At 67.6% G+C, this 17234-nt stretch carries 19 protein-coding genes; 5 read left to right on the top strand and 14 right to left on the bottom strand.

Going from position 1 to position 17234, the window contains the following annotated elements:
- Nucleotides 1–18 precede the first annotated feature (18 nt).
- The gene (locus tag LPH33_RS02335; protein WP_016693346.1) at nt 19–756 is read right to left on the bottom strand and encodes a hypothetical protein; all 738 of its coding nucleotides are present in this window, start codon (nt 754–756) and stop codon (nt 19–21) included.
- Nucleotides 757–858: 102 nt separating this feature from the next.
- Nucleotides 859–1488 carry a carbonic anhydrase gene (locus tag LPH33_RS02330; protein ID WP_016693347.1) on the bottom strand — a complete coding sequence of 210 codons (630 nt, stop codon included), beginning with the start codon at nt 1486–1488 and terminating at the stop codon, nt 859–861.
- Nucleotides 1489–1581: 93 nt separating this feature from the next.
- Between LPH33_RS02330 and LPH33_RS02325 the strand changes: the two genes are divergently transcribed.
- Nucleotides 1582–2466 carry an A/G-specific adenine glycosylase gene (locus LPH33_RS02325; protein ID WP_229566915.1) on the top strand — a complete coding sequence of 295 codons (885 nt, stop codon included), beginning with the start codon at nt 1582–1584 and terminating at the stop codon, nt 2464–2466.
- Here LPH33_RS02325 and LPH33_RS02320 read toward each other — a convergent pair.
- Entirely contained in the window at nt 2463–3218 is a 756-nt protein-coding gene (locus LPH33_RS02320; protein ID WP_229566914.1) for an alpha/beta fold hydrolase, read from the bottom strand. The genes LPH33_RS02325 and LPH33_RS02320 overlap by 4 nt on opposite strands.
- Before the next feature lie 33 nt (nt 3219–3251).
- On the opposite strand from LPH33_RS02320, the gene LPH33_RS02315 reads away from it, so the two are divergent.
- Together LPH33_RS02315 and LPH33_RS02310 are read left to right on the top strand one after the other, a co-directional pair.
- The gene (locus LPH33_RS02315) at nt 3252–3557 is read left to right on the top strand and encodes an antibiotic biosynthesis monooxygenase family protein (RefSeq protein WP_006550495.1); all 306 of its coding nucleotides are present in this window, start codon (nt 3252–3254) and stop codon (nt 3555–3557) included.
- Between the two features lies 1 nt (nt 3558).
- Nucleotides 3559–4089 carry a DUF1990 family protein gene (locus LPH33_RS02310; RefSeq protein WP_229566913.1) on the top strand — a complete coding sequence of 177 codons (531 nt, stop codon included), beginning with the start codon at nt 3559–3561 and terminating at the stop codon, nt 4087–4089.
- On the opposite strand, the gene LPH33_RS02305 is transcribed toward LPH33_RS02310, so the two are convergent.
- The 3 genes from LPH33_RS02305 to LPH33_RS02295 all read right to left on the bottom strand — a co-directional run bounded on the left by LPH33_RS02305 (nt 4079) and on the right by LPH33_RS02295 (nt 6683).
- On the bottom strand, nt 4079–4765 hold the full coding sequence (locus tag LPH33_RS02305) for a DsbA family oxidoreductase (protein ID WP_120281270.1): 687 nt from the start codon (nt 4763–4765) through the stop codon (nt 4079–4081). The two genes, LPH33_RS02310 and LPH33_RS02305, sit on opposite strands and share 11 nt — an antisense overlap.
- Nucleotides 4766–4826: 61 nt before the next feature.
- On the bottom strand, nt 4827–5267 hold the full coding sequence (locus LPH33_RS02300) for an OsmC family protein (protein WP_160876955.1): 441 nt from the start codon (nt 5265–5267) through the stop codon (nt 4827–4829).
- A 117-nt stretch (nt 5268–5384) separates the two neighbouring features.
- Nucleotides 5385–6683, bottom strand: a complete 1299-nt coding sequence (locus LPH33_RS02295) for an oxygenase MpaB family protein (RefSeq protein WP_229566912.1) — start codon at nt 6681–6683, stop codon at nt 5385–5387.
- A gap of 120 nt (nt 6684–6803) precedes the next feature.
- Between LPH33_RS02295 and LPH33_RS02290 the strand changes: the two genes are divergently transcribed.
- Nucleotides 6804–7430, top strand: coding sequence for a TetR/AcrR family transcriptional regulator (locus LPH33_RS02290; protein ID WP_229566911.1), 627 nt, complete (start codon nt 6804–6806; stop codon nt 7428–7430).
- Between the two features lie 23 nt (nt 7431–7453).
- On the opposite strand, the gene LPH33_RS02285 is transcribed toward LPH33_RS02290, so the two are convergent.
- Nucleotides 7454–8098 carry an MBL fold metallo-hydrolase gene (locus LPH33_RS02285; RefSeq protein ID WP_229566909.1) on the bottom strand — a complete coding sequence of 215 codons (645 nt, stop codon included), beginning with the start codon at nt 8096–8098 and terminating at the stop codon, nt 7454–7456.
- 137 nt (nt 8099–8235) lie between these two features.
- Here LPH33_RS02285 and LPH33_RS02280 point away from each other — a divergent pair, with 137 nt between their 5' ends.
- Nucleotides 8236–8826 (top strand): TIGR03086 family metal-binding protein, encoded by a 591-nt coding sequence (locus tag LPH33_RS02280; protein ID WP_229568244.1) that lies wholly within the window; start codon nt 8236–8238, stop codon nt 8824–8826.
- 106 nt (nt 8827–8932) lie between these two features.
- On the opposite strand, the gene LPH33_RS02275 is transcribed toward LPH33_RS02280, so the two are convergent.
- The 7 genes from LPH33_RS02275 to panD form a co-directional block, all read right to left on the bottom strand.
- Nucleotides 8933–11476 carry an ATP-dependent Clp protease ATP-binding subunit gene (locus LPH33_RS02275; RefSeq protein WP_219129870.1) on the bottom strand — a complete coding sequence of 848 codons (2544 nt, stop codon included), beginning with the start codon at nt 11474–11476 and terminating at the stop codon, nt 8933–8935.
- Between the two features lie 270 nt (nt 11477–11746).
- The gene (locus LPH33_RS02270; protein ID WP_229566908.1) at nt 11747–13177 is read right to left on the bottom strand and encodes a phospholipase D-like domain-containing protein; all 1431 of its coding nucleotides are present in this window, start codon (nt 13175–13177) and stop codon (nt 11747–11749) included.
- 150 nt (nt 13178–13327) lie between these two features.
- On the bottom strand, nt 13328–13687 hold the full coding sequence (locus LPH33_RS02265) for a histone-like nucleoid-structuring protein Lsr2 (RefSeq protein WP_006550504.1): 360 nt from the start codon (nt 13685–13687) through the stop codon (nt 13328–13330).
- A gap of 95 nt (nt 13688–13782) precedes the next feature.
- A complete protein-coding gene (gene lysS, locus LPH33_RS02260; RefSeq protein ID WP_202400301.1) occupies nt 13783–15249 on the bottom strand; it encodes a lysine--tRNA ligase in 1467 nt (488 codons plus the stop codon).
- Between the two features lie 98 nt (nt 15250–15347).
- Complete coding sequence (locus tag LPH33_RS02255) at nt 15348–15833, bottom strand: rhodanese-like domain-containing protein (RefSeq protein WP_160876943.1); 486 nt, start codon at nt 15831–15833, stop codon at nt 15348–15350.
- Nucleotides 15834–15926: 93 nt separating this feature from the next.
- Entirely contained in the window at nt 15927–16760 is an 834-nt protein-coding gene (locus tag LPH33_RS02250; protein ID WP_088899059.1) for a type III pantothenate kinase, read from the bottom strand.
- A gap of 2 nt (nt 16761–16762) precedes the next feature.
- The gene (panD, locus tag LPH33_RS02245) at nt 16763–17200 is read right to left on the bottom strand and encodes an aspartate 1-decarboxylase (RefSeq protein ID WP_016692992.1); all 438 of its coding nucleotides are present in this window, start codon (nt 17198–17200) and stop codon (nt 16763–16765) included.
- Nucleotides 17201–17234 lie beyond the last annotated feature (34 nt).

The following is a 17234-nucleotide window of genomic DNA, read 5'->3' as shown; positions in this document are numbered from 1 at the left end:
ACCCGCCGAGCAGCAGGGTCAGGGCGTGATGTTGAACGGCTCGGGCACGCTGCGCAGGCCGCCGAGCTGCCCGACCACCGTGTACGCGCCGGGACCGACCGGTTCGCGCGGCGCCTGGCAGCCGGGCTCGGAGGTCGTCGCCGACCACTTGACGGAATAGGCCGCCTGGTCGCCCGGATCGAGCGACCGGATGTCGGCGGTCGATTCGGGGAAGCAGTCGGTGTTCGCCCAGAGCCGCTCGTTGCCGTCGAGGCTGTAGACGAGGACCTGCTGCAGGCCCGCACCGAGGTCGCGTTCGCACGGCGACGTGCCGATGTTGGTGATGACGATCGTGAAATCGGGTTCGGAACCGACCCGGTAGTTCGGTTCGTCCGACGTCACCCGCACGGCGAGCGACTGATCGGAGCACTGCCCCGGGGGAACCGGAGCAGCGGAGGTGGTGGTCGTGGACGAGTCGTCGTCCGCGTCCTCCGCGGCCGAACCCCCGGCACCACGCGACCCGGACGAAGCCGAGGCCTCCCCGCTCCGAGTGGTGCTCGCGGACGCCGCGTCGGCGGACGCATCGGCCGCCGTCGTGGTGGCGGAGGTCGACACTTCCGCTGCTGCGGGTTCGGGATTCTGGTCGGGGTCGTCGCCGCCGGTCAGTGCCACTACGAGCCAGATGACCAGAGCCAGCACGACCACCGAGACTCCGATCGCGAGAACGCGTCGTCGCCAGTAGATCTCGGGGGGCAGAGGACCGGTCGGTTCAAGCACGCCCCCCACGGTATGTGCCGCGGGCTGCGCACGGCTACATCGCCGTCGGCGTGTCGCTGTGACCTGCGGTCACATCGTTGTGACCGGCAGGTGCACTCGTCTTCAGTTGTCGGAGACCTCGCCGATGTCGCCGAAGTGGCCGCGCAGGCTCACCTTGCCGTCGTCGAGCTTGTAGGTGACGCCCACGATGGCGCAGCGGCCGTCGGCGATGCGGTCGGCGATGATCCGCGAACGATCCGTGAGCAACTTGCCCGTCTCGACGACGTGCCGACCCTCGAGTTCGTCGACGGTGGACAGGCCCTCGGCCCGGCCCATGAGGATCGACGGAGCGACACGCTCGACGAGGCTGCGGATGTGCCCACCCGGCACCGTGCCCTTGTCGAGGGCGTCGATGGTCGCCGCAACGGCACCACAGCTGTCGTGGCCGAGGATGACGATGAGCGGGACGTTGAGGATCTCGACGGCGTACTCGATGGAACCGAGGACGGAGCTGTCGATGACATGGCCCGCGGTGCGGACCACGAACATGTCGCCGAGCCCCTGATCGAAGATGATCTCTGCGGCGACGCGGGAGTCTCCGCAACCGAACAGCACAGCGGTGGGATGCTGACCGTTGACGAGTTCGGCGCGACGGTCGATTCCCTGGCTCGGGTGCAGCGGGGTGTCGCTGACGAAACGATGATTACCCTCGGTCAGGGCTTTCCAGGCGGAGATGGGATTGGAGTTCGGCATGCGTACATTATTCACCTGCGCGCATGTCCGATTTCGTTCGACATCTCCTCAGCGGATCCCGACACCCGACCTTGTGACCGGAGGAGACCCGAGATGTCCGTGGACGCACCGTCGTTGCTGCGCTGGTATGCCGCCGAGGCGCGGGGCCTGCCGTGGCGCCGCGACGGGGTGACGGGCTGGCAGATCCTCATGTCCGAGGTCATGTTGCAGCAGACGCCGGTCGCCCGGGTCGCCCCGATCTGGGAGGAGTGGGTGCGGCGCTGGCCCGTGCCGTCCGCGATGGCCGCGTCGAGTCAGGCCGAGGTGTTGCGGGCGTGGGGCAAGCTCGGTTATCCGCGCCGCGCGCTGCGCCTGCACGAGTGCGCCGGCGTACTCGCCGCCGAGCACGACGATCGGGTTCCCGAGGACGTCGACGTCCTGCTGACCCTGCCCGGCGTCGGCGCGTACACCGCGCGAGCGGTGGCGTGCTTCGCGTACGGACAGCGTGTGCCGGTGGTGGACACGAACGTACGGCGGGTCGTCGCCCGCGCCGTCCACGGCCGGGCGGAGCCGGGAAACCCCTCGACCACACGGGATCTCGCCGATGTCGAGGCGATCCTTCCGCGTCAGCGTGCTCGTGCGGCGACCTTCTCCGCGGCACTGATGGAACTCGGCGCGACCGTGTGCACCGCCCGCACACCCGATTGCGGGCGCTGCCCGCTGCCCGAGTGCGCATGGGTGCAGGCCGGGCGACCCGCCCACGACGGACCGCCCCGGAAGGTGCAGAAGTTCGCCGGCACCGACCGGCAGGTGCGAGGACGATTGATGGCGGTACTGCGCGAGAGCAGCGTCCCTGTGGAGCGACCCGTTCTCGACAGCGTGTGGACCACGGATCCGGGCCAGCGCGACCGCGCCCTGCATTCGCTGCTCGTGGACGGTCTCGTCGAGCAGACCGACGACGGCCGCTTCGCGCTCGCCGGCGAGGGATCGACCTCCTAGAGTCGGCTCGCCGAGAACTCGTGCGCGGTGAGGAAACGCTCCACGGCGGCGCGGAACTCGTCGGGCCGGTCGTCGTGCACGAGATGCCCGGCGCCGTCGACGAGGACGTGGTCGGTGCCGGGTCGCGTCGCCATCTGCCGCATCTGCCCCTCTGGGGTGATGGTGAACTCGCCTTCGAGCAGCAGCGCGGGCACGCGGATCGAGTTCCACTCGTCCCAGAAGTGCCGCGACCCCCACTCTTCCGAGATGTCGCGGAAGGTCTCGACGTCGCCGTGCAGATACCAGCCGTCGTCGCGGCGGACGAACGAGTCGAGGAAGTAGCGACCCGCGACGGGCCCGAAGAAGTCGAACACCGCGTCCTCGGTGGAGAACGGTTGCGGCCACTGCGCGATCATCGCCGCCCAGTTCGCGGCCGTGCGTCCCCGGAAGTCGGGCGCCATGTCCTCGAGAACCAGCGCGGTGACCCGTTCGGGATGGGCGGCGGCGAAGCACCACGCGTGCAGGGCGCCCATCGAATGCCCGATCACGACGAGTGGTTCGGTGATCTCGGCGAGCTGGGCTGCGAGATCGGCGACGAACGCCTCGGTGGTGAGTTCGTCGGGAGCGGGACGACCGTGACCGGCGGCGTCGAAGGTGTACACGTGCCCGTGTCCGCGCAACCACGGCACGTGACGACGCCACGTGCGGGCGCTGCCCATGAGGCCGTGCAACAGCAGGATGGGTCGTCCGGTTCCGCCCTCGTCGTGCAACACAATCGACCAAGTTAGCGGAGTAGGCTCTCGCGCATGGCAGTCGTGAAGATCAACGCAATCGAAGTTCCCGAAGGCGCCGGCCCCGAGCTGGAGAAGCGATTCGCCAATCGGGCGCACACCGTCGACAACTCCCCCGGCTTCCTGGGTTTCCAGCTGCTCCGCCCCACCGCCGGCGAGAACCGGTACTTCGTGGTGACGCAGTGGGAGTCCGAGGAGGACTTCGCCGCGTGGCGCGACGGCGACGCACGTGCCGCCCACGCGGGTGAGGCGAAGAAGCCCGTCGCGACCGGCGCCTCGCTCCTCGAGTTCGAGGTCGTCCTCGACGTCAAGAAGTCCTGAGATGTCCGCGTCCGGCGGGTCCGGGCGTGAGTTCACCTATCCGGAGGTGGGAGCGAGTCTGCGTGCCTTCCGGGGCGAGGCGCCGCTCCCCTCCGGTTATCGGCACCTGAAGGTCGAGAGCGAACTGGGCAGCGGCGACACCGTGTTCGAGGTCGCCGCTGCCCGGTTGTTCTCGTGGGACATGCATCGCGGCGCGGGCATGCGGATCCCGGCCGGTACACCTCTCGCAGTACCCGGCGTCGAAGTGGATCTGGGCTTCGGTCTCGGACCGGTGCGCGCGTCGGCGCGGTGCCGCGTGATCGAGATCGTCGACACCGCGGACGTACGCGGGTTCACCTACGGCACACTCCCCGGTCATCCCGCCAGCGGCGAGGAGACCTTCGTCGTCGAGCGCACCGCGGACGGGCGGGTGCGGGGAACGGTGCTCGCGTTCTCCCGCCCCGCCCGCTGGTACACGAAGCTGGCCGGTCCCGTCGGGCACCTGCTCCAGCAACAGATCGCGCGACGTTATCTCGCGGCACTCACAGCTTGACCGTCACGTCGTCGACGGCCTTGCGCAGGAACTGACGGAAGACGTCCACCGGCTGCGCACCCGACACCGCGACGGCGCGGTTGGCCACGAAGAACGGCACCCCCTGCACGCCGATCCGTCGCGCGTCGAAGAGATCGGCGGTCACGGCGTCGGCCGCGGCCTCACCGGCGGGATCGTCGCCGTCGAGGGCCGCGCGCGTCGACTCCGGATCGAGCCCGACCTCGGTGGCGACCTTCACGAGGACATCCACATCGTCGACCACCTCGCCGTCGACGAAATGCGCACGGAACAACGCCTCGAGGACCTCGTCGCGCTTGTCGCCGGCCAGATGCGCGAGCCGGTGCGCATCGAACGTGTTGGCGGCGACGACGTTGTCGAAGTCGATCTCGAGTCCCACGTCGGCAGCGGTGTCCGAGACCTGGGCGAACATCTGCCTGACCTGCTCGGCCGGCATCCCCTTCATCGCGACGAGCGCCTCGATCTCGGGGACCCGTCGCCCGACCGGTGTGTCGGGCGAGAGCTGGTACGACCTCCAGGTGACCTCGATCCGGTCGCGATCGTCGAAGGACTCGAGCGCCTCCGCGAAGCGCCGCTTGCCGATGTAGCACCAGGGGCAGGCGATGTCGGACCAGATCTCGATGTGGGCTGTGGGGAGAAGTACGTCGGGCATGCTCATATTCGGGTACAATCCGCCCCTGACGTGCTCTGTTCCCGGGCCGATCGGTCCACGGACCCGGTCAGCCCTCGAGGGCGGCGTCCAGGGAGATCTCGACGCCGGTGAGTGCCTTGCTCACGGGGCATCCCGCCTTCGCGTCCTCTGCGGCCTTGACGAAGCCGTCGGCGTCGAGGCCGTCGACCTCACCCCGCACCTTCAGTTCGATTCCGGTGAGCCGGAATCCGCCCGCCGGGTCGGGCCCCAGCGAGACGTCGGCGGTGACCTCGAGGCTCTGCGGTGTGCCGCCCGCCTCCGCGATCAGTGCGGACAACTGCATCGCGTAGCACGACGAATGCGCGGCGGCGACGAGCTCCTCGGGGCTGGTGGTGCCGTCCGCGTTCTCCGCCGAGCGTTTCGGGAACGACACGTCGAACGTGCCGCGGCCCGAGCTGGTGAGCTCCACCTGACCGGAGCCCTTCTGCAGATCCCCGTTCCATGCGGTCCGTGCGGTACGAGTGGGCATGACCTCTCCTTCTCTGCGTGCGACAGCTCTGCATGCGACAGTTCCTTCACGAACCACACTTGCAGAGTCGCGATGGTGGCGAGGGCTGTTCGCGCCAGAGCGTTCCCGATGTCCGGATCAGGCCGATCGCGCCCGGAGTTCGCGGTCGCGCTCGCGGATCGACTGCACGGCTCCGTCCCGTTCGTAGGGCCGTACCTCGAGCCGCCGCTTCACCTCGGCGATCTCCCGCATGCGCTCGGCGTGACCCCGCCGGGCGGCGCGTCCGGCACCACCGGGCACCAGAACACTCAGGCGGTCGCGTAGGAGGTTGCGCGCGAACCACCCCGGGTACAGCGCCGCCATCGGGCTCAGTCGCGGAACACCCACGGCGTCGGCGTATCCGGAGCCCAGCGACAGGCGCGCCAGGTCGGCGTGGAAGTGGTAGTGCGCCCAGCTCCTGATGCGGTTCGCCGCACCCGGGCCGTCGACTCCGTAGATGCGGGGAACGGCCTTCAGCGCGGCCTCGGTGAGAGCGGCGGACGAGTCGTCGGGGTCGACCTCCGACCAGACCGCCAGCCAGATCAGACGCAGGAGCTCGTCGAAGGACGTGACCTGCAGTTCCGCCGTCACGCCCATGGTGTGGGCGACGTAGCGGTAGAGGTGGACGATCGCGTCGCGCTCACGTCGCGAGTACCAGTGCCCGGCCGCCATGACGGCGAGGGCCACCCCGGCGATCGGGATCATCGTCACGCAGTAGTGCAACTGGTTCACGGGCCGGCCGTGCGTGTCGGTGTTCCAGTCGTCGACCCGATCGATCCCGGCACGGATGTAGGCGTGCACGACGCGGACGCGGGCGGTGTTCTTCGTCCCCGCTCCGAAGCGCTCCATTCCACCGGGCGCCGTGCAGTCCATCGACCACGAGACCGTCTCGACGATCCGACCCGCGGCGCGCTTCGCGAGGTCGCCACCGCGCAGCAGCACGTCGTTGACGCGCGGGGAGACGTAGCTGGCCGGGAAGGCGATGGCGGTGGTGAACGCCATGAGGGTGCTCATCGGCATCCGCGCGATCGCCCGCGCGGCGAGATCGAGCTTGTCGTAGTCGACCCAGAACGGCACGTCGTCGAGGGTGGCGATGAACGCTGCCACCTCGGGTGCGGGATCGTCCACGGTCTCGATGCCGTGTTCGAGCGCCTGCTCGAACTGCGTGCGGATGCGGAGCCGGTCGCGGCGCATCGCGGCGACCAGATCGTCGGCCACGGGATCGCAGGTGTGCGCGAACTTGGCGAACGCCCGGGCCTGGGCCCGGGTGGGTCGCACCGAGTCGCCGGCGAGCAACGACATCGCCAGACGCGGGCCGCCCTCTCGCAGGATCGGCTTCGGTGCGAGTCGATCGGTTCGGTCGTGCAGGTGGGCAGTCGACGGGGCATCGATCGTCACGTTTCCTCCTCGTCCGGATGTCGGGGACCGACTATGACAAGGATTCCACAATTAGTAAACACTTGATTCCGGAATCGGTCGATTCCGGAAGGTCGGTCGTGTTGTGCCACACTCGACGATGTGTCCGAGCCCGAAGCCACCCGCGCATATCGCGGCGTCGCGCCGGCCGATCGGCGCGCCGAACGGCGCACGCGTCTCCAGAACGCGGTGATCGACGTCGTCGCCGACGAGGGCTGGTCGGCGGCGACGGTACGGAAGGTCGCGGCCACCGCGGGAGTCGGCCCGCGCTTCTTCTACGAGAGCTTCACCGACATGACCGACCTCGTCACCACCGCCTACGACGAGCTCGGCGCGACCCTGCTCGAACGCGCTGTCGACGCCATCGCGGCGGCCCCCGACGAGCTGCACGCCAAGGCGCGCGCCGCGGTGGGAGCGATCGTCGGCGCCGTCGAACGCAATCCCCAGCAGGGCCGCTTCCTCATCTCCGACGCGCCCCCGCTCGCCGAGCGGAAGAGCGCGTTCATCCGGTCCACCGCCGACGAACTCGCCAAGCAGAGCGACGCGGTGGGCACCCGCCTCGACTCCCGGCAGGCAGAACTGTGCGCGGTGGTCGTCATGGCCGGTGCCGTCGAGCTCGTCCGCGGCTGGCTCGACGGCACGCTCGACATCCGCCCCGACGAACTCACCGAGATCGTCGCCAGCACCCTGTCGACACTCACCGCGCACATGCCGACCATCGGCAGATGAGCCGGTCCGGGCAAGCGCCCGGCTCAGCCCTGCACGACGGCCGACAACCCGGTCAGCGCCCGGTCGATGTGGGCGGGCCATTCCCGGGGGTCGATCCGGTGCACGCCCGACTCCCCCGCGAACGCACCCGAGATCACCACATCGGGTTCCGTCGTCGCCAACAGGCGCAGACTGTCGGCGAGCGCACGGGCGTCGCTCATCCCCTCGATGTAGCCGGCCCGCCACGTCCCCGAAGCACCGCGGTACAGCGTGTCGCCGGTGAACAGGTAGCGGGCTCCGTCCGCGCCGGGCACCAGATAGCAGATGCTGCCCACCGTGTGCCCGGGCGTCGGAACGATCTCCACCCCGTTGTCGTCCACATGACGTTCCGTCAGCGGGACGTCGATGCGGGCGTGCCGGCCGACCATGTCGGTCTCCGCCGCTGCCGCGTGGAGTCTCGATCCGAAGCGCTCGGCGATCCTGTCGAGCATCGGGCCGGCCTCGTCCTGGTGGGACAGGTACTGGTCGGTGATCCCCCCGAGGCGGTCCAGTTCGTCGAAATCGGCCTCACCCGCGACCGAGTAGAAGAGCACGTTGTTCTTCCCGGTCCACAGATAGGCGTGCGTCCTCAGCCCCGGGAACGGGTTGTCCTCCTGCGTCTCCCACAGATCGGGCAGTACTTTCCGCATCGCGATACCTCCTGGTCGTCGTCCGGTCACCACCACCGTGCAACCTCGAGCCGACTGGAGGTCAAGTGCGGAAGGACGAGTCCGGAAATCCTCGGGTGGAGCGGCAGGCACAGGCGCAGCATGGAGCGGTGACCACGATGCAGCAGGATCCACGCCCACTCGTCCGCGCGGCCCTGGACCGCGCACGCCGGATCGTCGGTGGTGTCTCGATCGAGCACCTCGCCGCTCCCACCCCGTGTCCCGAGTTCGACGTCCGCACACTTATCGGCCACCTCACTGCGACCCTCGAACGGAGCGCGGCCATCGGTTCCGGGCGCGATCCCCGCACCGTCCCGGAATTCCTCACCTCCGAGAACGACGACTGGCCGGCCGTGCTCGATGCCGCGGCCGACCGCTTCTGGCAGGTGTGGGACGACGACGCCCTCCTGGACAAGCCCGTCACCGCCCCCTGGGGTACTTTTCCCGGCCGGGTCGCGCTGTTCATGGAGCTCGACGAACTGCTCGTGCACGGCTGGGACATCGCCGTCGCCACCGGACAGGATGCGGAGGCCGACCCGGCACTCGCGGAGGCAGCCCTCGAGATCATGAAGATCACCCTGCCCGAATCACCTCGCGAGGGATTTCCCTTCGGTCCACCGGTCACGCCCGCGCCGGACGCCGGCCCGACCGAGCGTCTCGTGAACTGGGTGGGGCGCGCCGGCGCCCCCTGGTCCGGTCGACGAGGCTGAACGTACAGCGAGAGGGGCGACACCCTTCCGGGTGTCGCCCCTCTCGTGTGAACCGTTGTCCGGTGTGAACCGGCCGAGCTGCCGGCCGGTGCGAACCGGCGAACGCTTATCCGGCTTCGGACTCGCCCTCGCTGGACTTGGCCAGCGCGACCGCCGGGGTGTCCGGAACCTCGGCCGGCTTCTCGCTCGGCGTGAACGTGAACTTCGCGTTCTCGCCGGCGCCCTCGCCGTCCCAGCCCTCGACGTCGACCAGGACGATCTGGCCTGCGCCGATCTCGCCGAACAGGATCTTCTCGGAGAGCTGATCCTCGATCTCGCGCTGGATCGTGCGACGCAGCGGACGTGCGCCGAGCACCGGGTCGAAGCCGCGCTTGGCGAGCAGCGACTTCGCCTTCTCGGTGAGCTCGATACCCATGTCCTTGTTCTTCAGCTGCGTCTCCACACGTCCGACCATGAGGTCGACCATCTGGATGATCTGCTCCTGCGTGAGCTGGTGGAAGACGATGATGTCGTCGATACGGTTGAGGAACTCGGGCCGGAAGTGCTTCTTCAGCTCGTCGTGGACCTTGTTCTTCATCCGCTCGTAGTTCGACTGCTCGCCCGTTCCGGCCGAGAAGCCGAGCCCGACGGCCTTCGAGATGTCGGCGGTGCCCAGGTTCGACGTGAAGATCAGCACGGTGTTCTTGAAGTCGACCGTGCGGCCCTGACCGTCGGTGAGGCGACCGTCCTCGAGGACCTGCAGGAGGGTGTTGTAGATCTCCTGATGGGCCTTCTCGATCTCGTCGAACAGAACCACGGAGAACGGCTTGCGGCGCACCTTCTCGGTGAGCTGGCCGCCCTCTTCGTATCCGACGTAGCCGGGAGGCGCACCGAACAGGCGCGACGCGGTGAAGCGGTCGTGGAACTCGCCCATGTCGATCTGGATGAGCGCGTCGTCCTCGCCGAACAGGAAGTTCGCGAGCGCCTTGGACAGCTCCGTCTTACCCACACCGGACGGGCCGGCGAAGATGAACGAACCGGACGGACGCTTCGGGTCCTTCAGGCCGGCACGCGTACGACGGATCGCCTTGGCGACGGCCTTGACGGCGTCCTCCTGGCCGATGATCCGCTTGTGCAGCTCGTCCTCCATGCGGAGCAGACGCGTGGTCTCCTCCTCGGTGAGCTTGAACACCGGGATACCGGTCCAGTTGGCGAGGACCTCGGCGATCTGCTCCTCGTCGACCTCGGCGATGACGTCGAGATCGCCCGCACGCCACTGCTTCTCGCGCTCGGCACGCTGCGCGACGAGCTGCTTCTCCTTGTCGCGCAGGCTCGCGGCCTTCTCGAAGTCCTGCGCGTCGATCGCCGATTCCTTCTCGCGACGGGCGTCGGCGATCTTGTCGTCGAACTCGCGCAGGTCCGGCGGCGCGGTCATGCGACGGATGCGCATGCGTGCACCGGCCTCGTCGATGAGGTCGATCGCCTTGTCCGGCAGGAAGCGGTCGTTGATGTAGCGGTCGGCGAGAGTGGCCGACGCGACGAGCGCCTTGTCGGTGATCGAGACGCGGTGGTGCGCCTCGTAGCGGTCGCGCAGACCCTTGAGGATCTCGATGGTGTGCTCCACCGTCGGCTCCCCGACCTGCACCGGCTGGAAGCGGCGCTCGAGAGCGGCGTCCTTCTCGATGTACTTGCGGTACTCGTCGAGGGTCGTCGCACCGATTGTCTGCAGCTCACCGCGGGCGAGCTTGGGCTTGAGGATCGACGCGGCGTCGATCGCGCCCTCGGCAGCACCGGCACCGACGAGCGTGTGCAGCTCGTCGATGAACAGGATGATGTCGCCGCGGCTGTTGATCTCCTTGAGGACCTTCTTCAGGCGTTCCTCGAAATCACCGCGGTAACGGCTGCCGGCGACGAGCGAGCCCAGGTCGAGCGTGTAGAGCTGCTTGTCCTTGAGGGTCTCGGGGACCTCACCGTTGACGATGGCCTGCGCGAGGCCCTCGACGACGGCGGTCTTGCCGACACCCGGCTCGCCGATGAGCACCGGATTGTTCTTCGTACGACGCGACAGCACCTGCATGACGCGCTCGATCTCCTTCGCCCGGCCGATGACCGGGTCGAGCTTGCCCTCGAGAGCTGCCTGCGTGAGGTTGCGGCCGAACTGGTCCAGGACGAGCGACGTGGACGGAGTGCCGGTCTCGCCACGGCTCGTGCCGGATTCTGCGGGCTCCTTGCCCTGGTAACCGGACAGCAGCTGGATGACCTGCTGACGCACCCGGTTGAGGTCGGCGCCGAGCTTGACGAGCACCTGCGCCGCCACGCCCTCACCCTCGCGGATGAGACCGAGCAGGATGTGTTCGGTACCGATGTAGTTGTGTCCGAGCTGGAGCGCTTCGCGAAGGCTCAGCTCGAGGACCTTCTTGGCACGAGGAGTGAAGGGAATGTGCCCCGAGGGCGCCTGCTGACCCTGGCCGATGATCTCTTCGACCTGGCTGCGCACACCTTCGAGGGAGATACCCAACGACTCGAGCGACTTCGCCGCCACACCCTCACCCTCGTGGATGAGGCCGAGGAGGATGTGCTCCGTGCCGATGTAGTTGTGGTTGAGCATCCTGGCCTCTTCTTGAGCCAGGACAACGACGCGCCGCGCGCGATCGGTGAACCTTTCGAACATCGCACTCCCTCACACTCTCCGGCCGCCGGTCCGGTACGCCGATCGTCCCGCACCCTGCTGCCGCTCTTAAGCTCCGGCACTCGAGTCGTTCGTCGGAACCTTTCAGAGGTTCCAAGCTCCCACTCCACACTCTAGTGGTCGTGGTATCGACTCGCTTTCCCTCTACCCTTCGGAAGGCGGCGAGAAAACCCGGTTTCAGAAGTTAACGCTGCACGTGGCGGATACGTTTCCGCAAGCTGTACGCCACAAGCGAACAGCGGCAGTGGAAGATCAACGGGCGAAGAATCGCTCGATCCTGCGTCCGAGGCTCCGCGAGGCGCGTTCGGGATCGGCCAGAGCACTTTCTGCGAGGACACTGTCCTCGTCCGACACGGTACCCGGTTCGAACGGCCGCAGCGAACGTCCCGGGCCACGCAACCGTTCGATGGTGGAGATGAGCGAGCCGCCGTCCTTCGTGGCCTCGGCGATCGCTTCGGGATCGACGTCGAGGTGTTCCGCCACCAGGATGTTGCGCAGCTCGACGGCCGCGCGGCCGACCGCGTCCCCGGGTTCGGCGGCTTCGATCGCCAGGTCGCATTCGGTGTCGAAGCCCATCGAACGATTGTTCAGGTTCGACGACCCGATCCGCAGCAGCGTCTCGTCCATCACGACGACCTTCGCGTGCACGTAGATCGGCTCACCGCCGGCGGTGACGGGATAGTAAGCGGCGAAACGACCGTGCACGTCGGCCTCCCACAGCATGTGCAGCAGGGCACGCCGGGCACCGTCCATCGCCTTGCGTTCGAGCCAGCCCTCGGCGTTGCGCGGGATCACCACGACGATCTCGGGGCCGTCCGGTTCCTGCAGTCGTTCGGCGAGCGCGTCCGCGATCCTGCGCGAGGCGAGGTACTGGCTCTCGAGGTAGAGGGTGTGCCGGGCCTTCTCGATCACCGACAGATACAGCGCCTCGATCTCGTGGACACCGTCCTTCCCGTCGTAGGCGGGCAACGTGCGAGCGATACCGACGTCCACACCGTGGAGGGTGGGCTCGAGATCGTCGGGCCAGATGGGTTCCGGCTCCGGCACGGGATCGAGTTCCTCGCCCGTGGCCGCCTTCCACCGGGCGCGGGCCTGGTCGCCGAGGGCCCGCGCGGCGTCACCGTCGACGGCGGTCGTCACGTCGTGCCACGGTCCGTAGCGTTTACCGCTCGGCTCCCGGCGGTATTTGCTCCGGTCCGGATGATCCGGGGTGTCCCAGCGATCGACGGTCATATCGATACCGCCGCAGAAAGCGATGCTGTCGTCGACGACGAGAATTTTCTGATGATGCGCCGCGCCCACAGGATGCGCCCCGTCGATTTCGAAGTGCAGGCGTGGGTCGGTGAGCCAATCGAGCACGAACACCGGCGTCATTCCACGCGCCAGTGCACTGAACGCACCGATGTTCCACTTGAGCAGATAAATATCGAGACCGGGGCGCCGCTCGGGGAGCCATTCGAGGAATTCACCGAGTTTGTTCGGTCCCTCGAGAGTTGCACCTTCGGGTTCGAACTTGATGCGGGTGTCGAAATCCCACCCGATCAGCATGATGCGCTTTTCCGCCCGGAGCATCGCCGCCTTGGCGTGACGGAAATAGTCGGCGGCGTCGACTATGCAGGTCAGCCTCTCCGCTCGCGCGATTCGCCAGCAGGTGGAACCCGGTTCGAGCACGGTCTCGGCCATGAGCGGATGCTACTCCCCGAGCGCATCGTGCCGGGTCGTCCATACCATCGGGTGGTGTGACGGGCGCCACTGTGCCACAACCGAACCCGTCCACCGACGACTGTGGGGCGCCGTCCACGGATGGACGACGCCCCACGGACGAGGATTCCGTCAGTGCGCCTTGTTGTACGCCTCGACGATCTCCGCAGAGATTCGGCCACGCGCCGAAACCGGCAGATCGTTGTTCCGTGCCCATTCACGGATAGCGGCCGTCTGCTCGCGACCCGCACTTCCGGATCCGCTCTTGCGCGCAGCCGGCGCAGTTCCGGCCGCGGTCTTGCTCCGCTTACGGCCGCCGACCTTGCGAGCGTGTTCGATCCAGAATTCCAACTGCTCGCGCAGCCGTGCCGCATTGTCCTCGGAAAGGTCGATCTCGTACGTCACTCCGTCGAGACCGAACTCCACCGATTCGTCCGCCGCCGATTCCTGATCCACATCGTCGATCAGGGTGACAGTGACTTTCTTCGCCATGTGGTGCAAATCCTCTCGCATGCGCTTCCCCCCGCGGGACGGGCACCACACTACCCGCCGATTAACGCATCGCAATATGGAGCGGCGAAATCCGATTAACGGGTGTTCGGTCGGACAATCGGGAACAGGATTGTTTCGCGGATTCCCAGACCGGTAAGTGCCATCAGCAGACGGTCGATTCCCATTCCGGTACCGGTGGTCGGCGGCATTCCCTGTTCCATCGCGGCGAGGAAATCCTCGTCCAGGGCCATCGCCTCGTCGTCACCTTCCGAGGCCAGTCGCGCTTGGTCGACGAAACGCTCGCGCTGGATCACCGGATCGACGAGTTCCGAGTAACCCGTGGCGAGTTCGAAACCGCGGACGTACAGATCCCATTTCTCGGTGACCCCGCGCACCGTGCGGTGATCGCGTGTCAGCGGCGACGTCTCGACGGGGAAATCACGCACGAAGGTCGGCTCGTGCAGCTGGTCGCCGCACATGTGCTCCCAGAGTTCCTCGACGAGCTTGCCGTGGCCCCAGCCCTTGCCCTCGGGAATCTCCAGACCGACGCGATCCGCAAGCGCGGTCAATTCCTCGAGGGTGGTGTCGGGGGTCACGTCCGTGCCGATCGCCTCGGACAGCGAGGGATACATTTCGAGAGTTTTCCATTCACCCCCGAGGTCGTATTCCGTACCGTCGGCGAGCGTCACCACATGGCTGCCGAAGACCGCGAACGCGACCTCCTGGATGATCTCGCGGATCATCCGCGCCGAATCGTCGTAGGTGCCGTACGCCTCGTACGTTTCGAGCATCGAGAATTCCGGCGAGTGCGTCGAGTCGGCACCCTCGTTACGGAAATTGCGGTTGATCTCGAAGACCTTCTCGATACCGCCGACCACGCAGCGCTTGAGGAACAGTTCCGGCGCGATACGCAGGTACAGGTCGATGTCGAGCGCGTTCGAGTGCGTCACGAACGGGCGGGCCGCCGCACCGCCGTGCAGGGTCTGCAGCATGGGCGTCTCGACCTCGAGGAAGCCGCGGCGCTCGAGCGCGTTGCGCAGCTCGCGCACCACCGCGACACGCATGCGTGCGTTGCGACGTGCTTCGGGACGCACGATGAGGTCGACGTAGCGCTGACGCACCCGCGCCTCTTCGTTCATCTCCTTGTGCGCGACGGGCAGCGGACGCAGCGCCTTCGATGCCATGGTCCACGAGTCGGCCATGACGCTGAGCTCACCGCGACGGGAGCTGATGACCTCGCCGTGCACGAACACGATGTCGCCGAGGTCGACCTCGGACTTCCAGGCGGCGAGCGCCTCCTCGCCGACGCCGGCGAGGCTGAGCATGACCTGCAGCTGGGTGCCGTCGCCCTCCTGCAGCGTCGCGAAGCACAGCTTGCCGGTGTTGCGCGAGAACATCACGCGGCCGGCGACGCCCACGACGGTGCCGGTGGCGGTGTCGGGTTCGAGGTCGGGATACTCGGCGCGGATCTCCGCAAGCGTATGGGTGCGCGGGATCTCGACGGGATAGGCGTCCGAACCCTGTGCCAGGAGCCGTTCGCGCTTCTCGCGGCGGACCCGCATCTGCTCGGGGGTGTCGTCGGGCTGCTGAACGGTGGCATCACTCACGGGTAACCAGACTATCGGACACCCGGGGTCGTCAATCCTGCAGATGCGCGCTTTCAGTGAGCGGTGACCCGCGCCACGTCCTGCGCGACGTGCTGGGCCTCGGCGACTGCGCCGACCAGGCGGGCCGCGCGGATGGCGTCGTAGCCTCCGGCGAGGTGGGTGACCCGGCGCAGACCCTGCGCGTGCAGTTCGGTGACCACACCGTGCGAGCTCGCGCCGTCGGACGAGACGAGGATCCATTCGACGTCGCGGTCGACGGCGAGGGCGAGACGGCCCGGGCCGCTCGGATCGAGCCGCTCGGCGACGAGATCGGCGGAGATGGCCAGCGCGCCGGGAAGTGTTCCCTGAGCGGCACGTTCGGCGTTCGAGCGGATGTCGACGACGACGGCGCCGCGGGCGACCGCTGCGGCCAGTTCGGTGGGGTACGTGCGCTCGACGGCGAGCCGGTGGAAGGCGACCGGAGCAGTGGTGGCAACCGTGGAAGCGGCAACCGGAGCAGCGGTGGAAACAGAAGTGGTGGAAAGAAGCGCAGCGCGCATGAGAGAACTCCCAGGAAAGTGTTATCGGTCGAGGCGGCGGTCAGCCTCGACAACACTCCTGGGTGCTCATGCAACGGATCACGAGGAACATCTTTACACAGAATGACGCTCAGCGGAACCCGCAGTTCCGCGTGCCGCTCGTCTCGCCTGGTTCCGCTCGTACACCAGACGCAGCCCCTCGAGGGTCAGATCCGGCTCGTGATGCTCGAGGGTGCGCGACTCCGGCATGATCAGCGGCGCACTGTCGCCGGTGCCGATGACGGCCACGTCGTCGCCGTCGAAGCCGGGCACCTCGGCGCAGATCCGCCGCACGATGCCGTCGACCATCCCGGCGAACCCGAAGACGGCCCCGGACTGCATGCACTCGACGGTGTTCTTACCCAGAACACCTCGGGGACGGAGCAATTCGACCTTCCGCAGCGCCGCCGACCGCGACGCCAGCGCATCCATCGAGATCTCCACACCCGGAGCGATGGAACCGCCGAGGAACTCCCCCTTGCCCGACACGACGTCGACGCACGTGGACGTTCCGAAATCCACGACGATGCACGGGGATCCGTAGAAGTGGTAGGCCGCCAGACTGTTGACGATGCGGTCGGCGCCGACCTCCTTCGGATTGTCCACCAGCAGCGGCACTCCCGTGCGCACGCCCGGCTCCACCACGACGTGCGGCACCGACGACCAGTAGCGGTCGAGCATGACGCGCAGCTCGCGCAGCACCGACGGCACGGTCGACAGGGCCGCCACCCCGGTGACCTGCTCGGCGGATTCACCGAGCAGACCGCGGAACAGCAGGGCGATCTCATCGGCGGTCATCCTGGGGTCGGTACGGACGCGCCAGTCGCGCAGCAGCCGCGCGTGCGAGCCGCTGCCCGCGAACACCCCCAGGACGATGTTGGTGTTGCGGACGTCGACGGTGAGGAGCACCTCTAGACCAGGGACGGCGAGTCGAGGGTCGACAGCATGCGCGGCGTGATCAGGCCCGAGCCCTCGGGAGCGTGGGCGGGGTCGTTGCCGAGCTCGACCTGACGGTTGTCGGCGTCGACGAACACCACGCGCGGGTCGTAGTCCTTGCACTCCTGCTCGTTCATCACGCCGTAGGCGATGAGGATGACGAGATCGCCGGGGCTGACGAGACGTGCTGCGGCGCCGTTGATCCCGATGATGCCCGATCCACGCTCACCGGCGATGACGTACGTCTCGAGCCGGGCGCCGTTGTCGATGTCGACGATGCAGACCTGCTCGCCCTCGAGCAGATCCGCGGCATCCATCAGATCCTGGTCGACGGTCACCGAACCGACATAGTGCAGATCCGCGTGGGTGACCGTGGCGCGGTGGATCTTCGACTTCATCATGGTGCGGAACATGCTCGTCCTCGGTTTCTTTCTCGTTTCCGAATTC

The sequence above is a fragment of the Rhodococcus sp. RDE2 genome (assembly GCF_020885655.1).
Lineage (GTDB): Bacteria > Actinomycetota > Actinomycetes > Mycobacteriales > Mycobacteriaceae > Rhodococcus > Rhodococcus pyridinivorans.
The sequence above is the reverse complement of the archived record's forward strand: the minus strand, read 5'-3'. Positions and strand labels throughout refer to the sequence as shown.

Coding starts and splice junctions, on each gene's coding strand:
- LPH33_RS02330 (WP_016693347.1), bottom strand. CDS start 1,488: ATGCCGAACTCCAATCCCATCTCCGCCTGGAAAGCCCTGACCGAGGGT.
- LPH33_RS02325 (WP_229566915.1), top strand. CDS start 1,582: ATGTCCGTGGACGCACCGTCGTTGCTGCGCTGGTATGCCGCCGAGGCG.
- LPH33_RS02315 (WP_006550495.1), top strand. CDS start 3,252: ATGGCAGTCGTGAAGATCAACGCAATCGAAGTTCCCGAAGGCGCCGGC.
- LPH33_RS02310 (WP_229566913.1), top strand. CDS start 3,559: ATGTCCGCGTCCGGCGGGTCCGGGCGTGAGTTCACCTATCCGGAGGTG.
- LPH33_RS02305 (WP_120281270.1), bottom strand. CDS start 4,765: ATGAGCATGCCCGACGTACTTCTCCCCACAGCCCACATCGAGATCTGG.
- LPH33_RS02300 (WP_160876955.1), bottom strand. CDS start 5,267: ATGCCCACTCGTACCGCACGGACCGCATGGAACGGGGATCTGCAGAAG.
- LPH33_RS02285 (WP_229566909.1), bottom strand. CDS start 8,098: ATGCGGAAAGTACTGCCCGATCTGTGGGAGACGCAGGAGGACAACCCG.
- LPH33_RS02280 (WP_229568244.1), top strand. CDS start 8,236: ATGCAGCAGGATCCACGCCCACTCGTCCGCGCGGCCCTGGACCGCGCA.
- LPH33_RS02275 (WP_219129870.1), bottom strand. CDS start 11,476: ATGTTCGAAAGGTTCACCGATCGCGCGCGGCGCGTCGTTGTCCTGGCT.
- LPH33_RS02270 (WP_229566908.1), bottom strand. CDS start 13,177: ATGGCCGAGACCGTGCTCGAACCGGGTTCCACCTGCTGGCGAATCGCG.
- LPH33_RS02265 (WP_006550504.1), bottom strand. CDS start 13,687: ATGGCGAAGAAAGTCACTGTCACCCTGATCGACGATGTGGATCAGGAA.
- lysS (WP_202400301.1), bottom strand. CDS start 15,249: ATGCGGGTCCGCCGCGAGAAGCGCGAACGGCTCCTGGCACAGGGTTCG.
- LPH33_RS02255 (WP_160876943.1), bottom strand. CDS start 15,833: ATGCGCGCTGCGCTTCTTTCCACCACTTCTGTTTCCACCGCTGCTCCG.
- panD (WP_016692992.1), bottom strand. CDS start 17,200: ATGTTCCGCACCATGATGAAGTCGAAGATCCACCGCGCCACGGTCACC.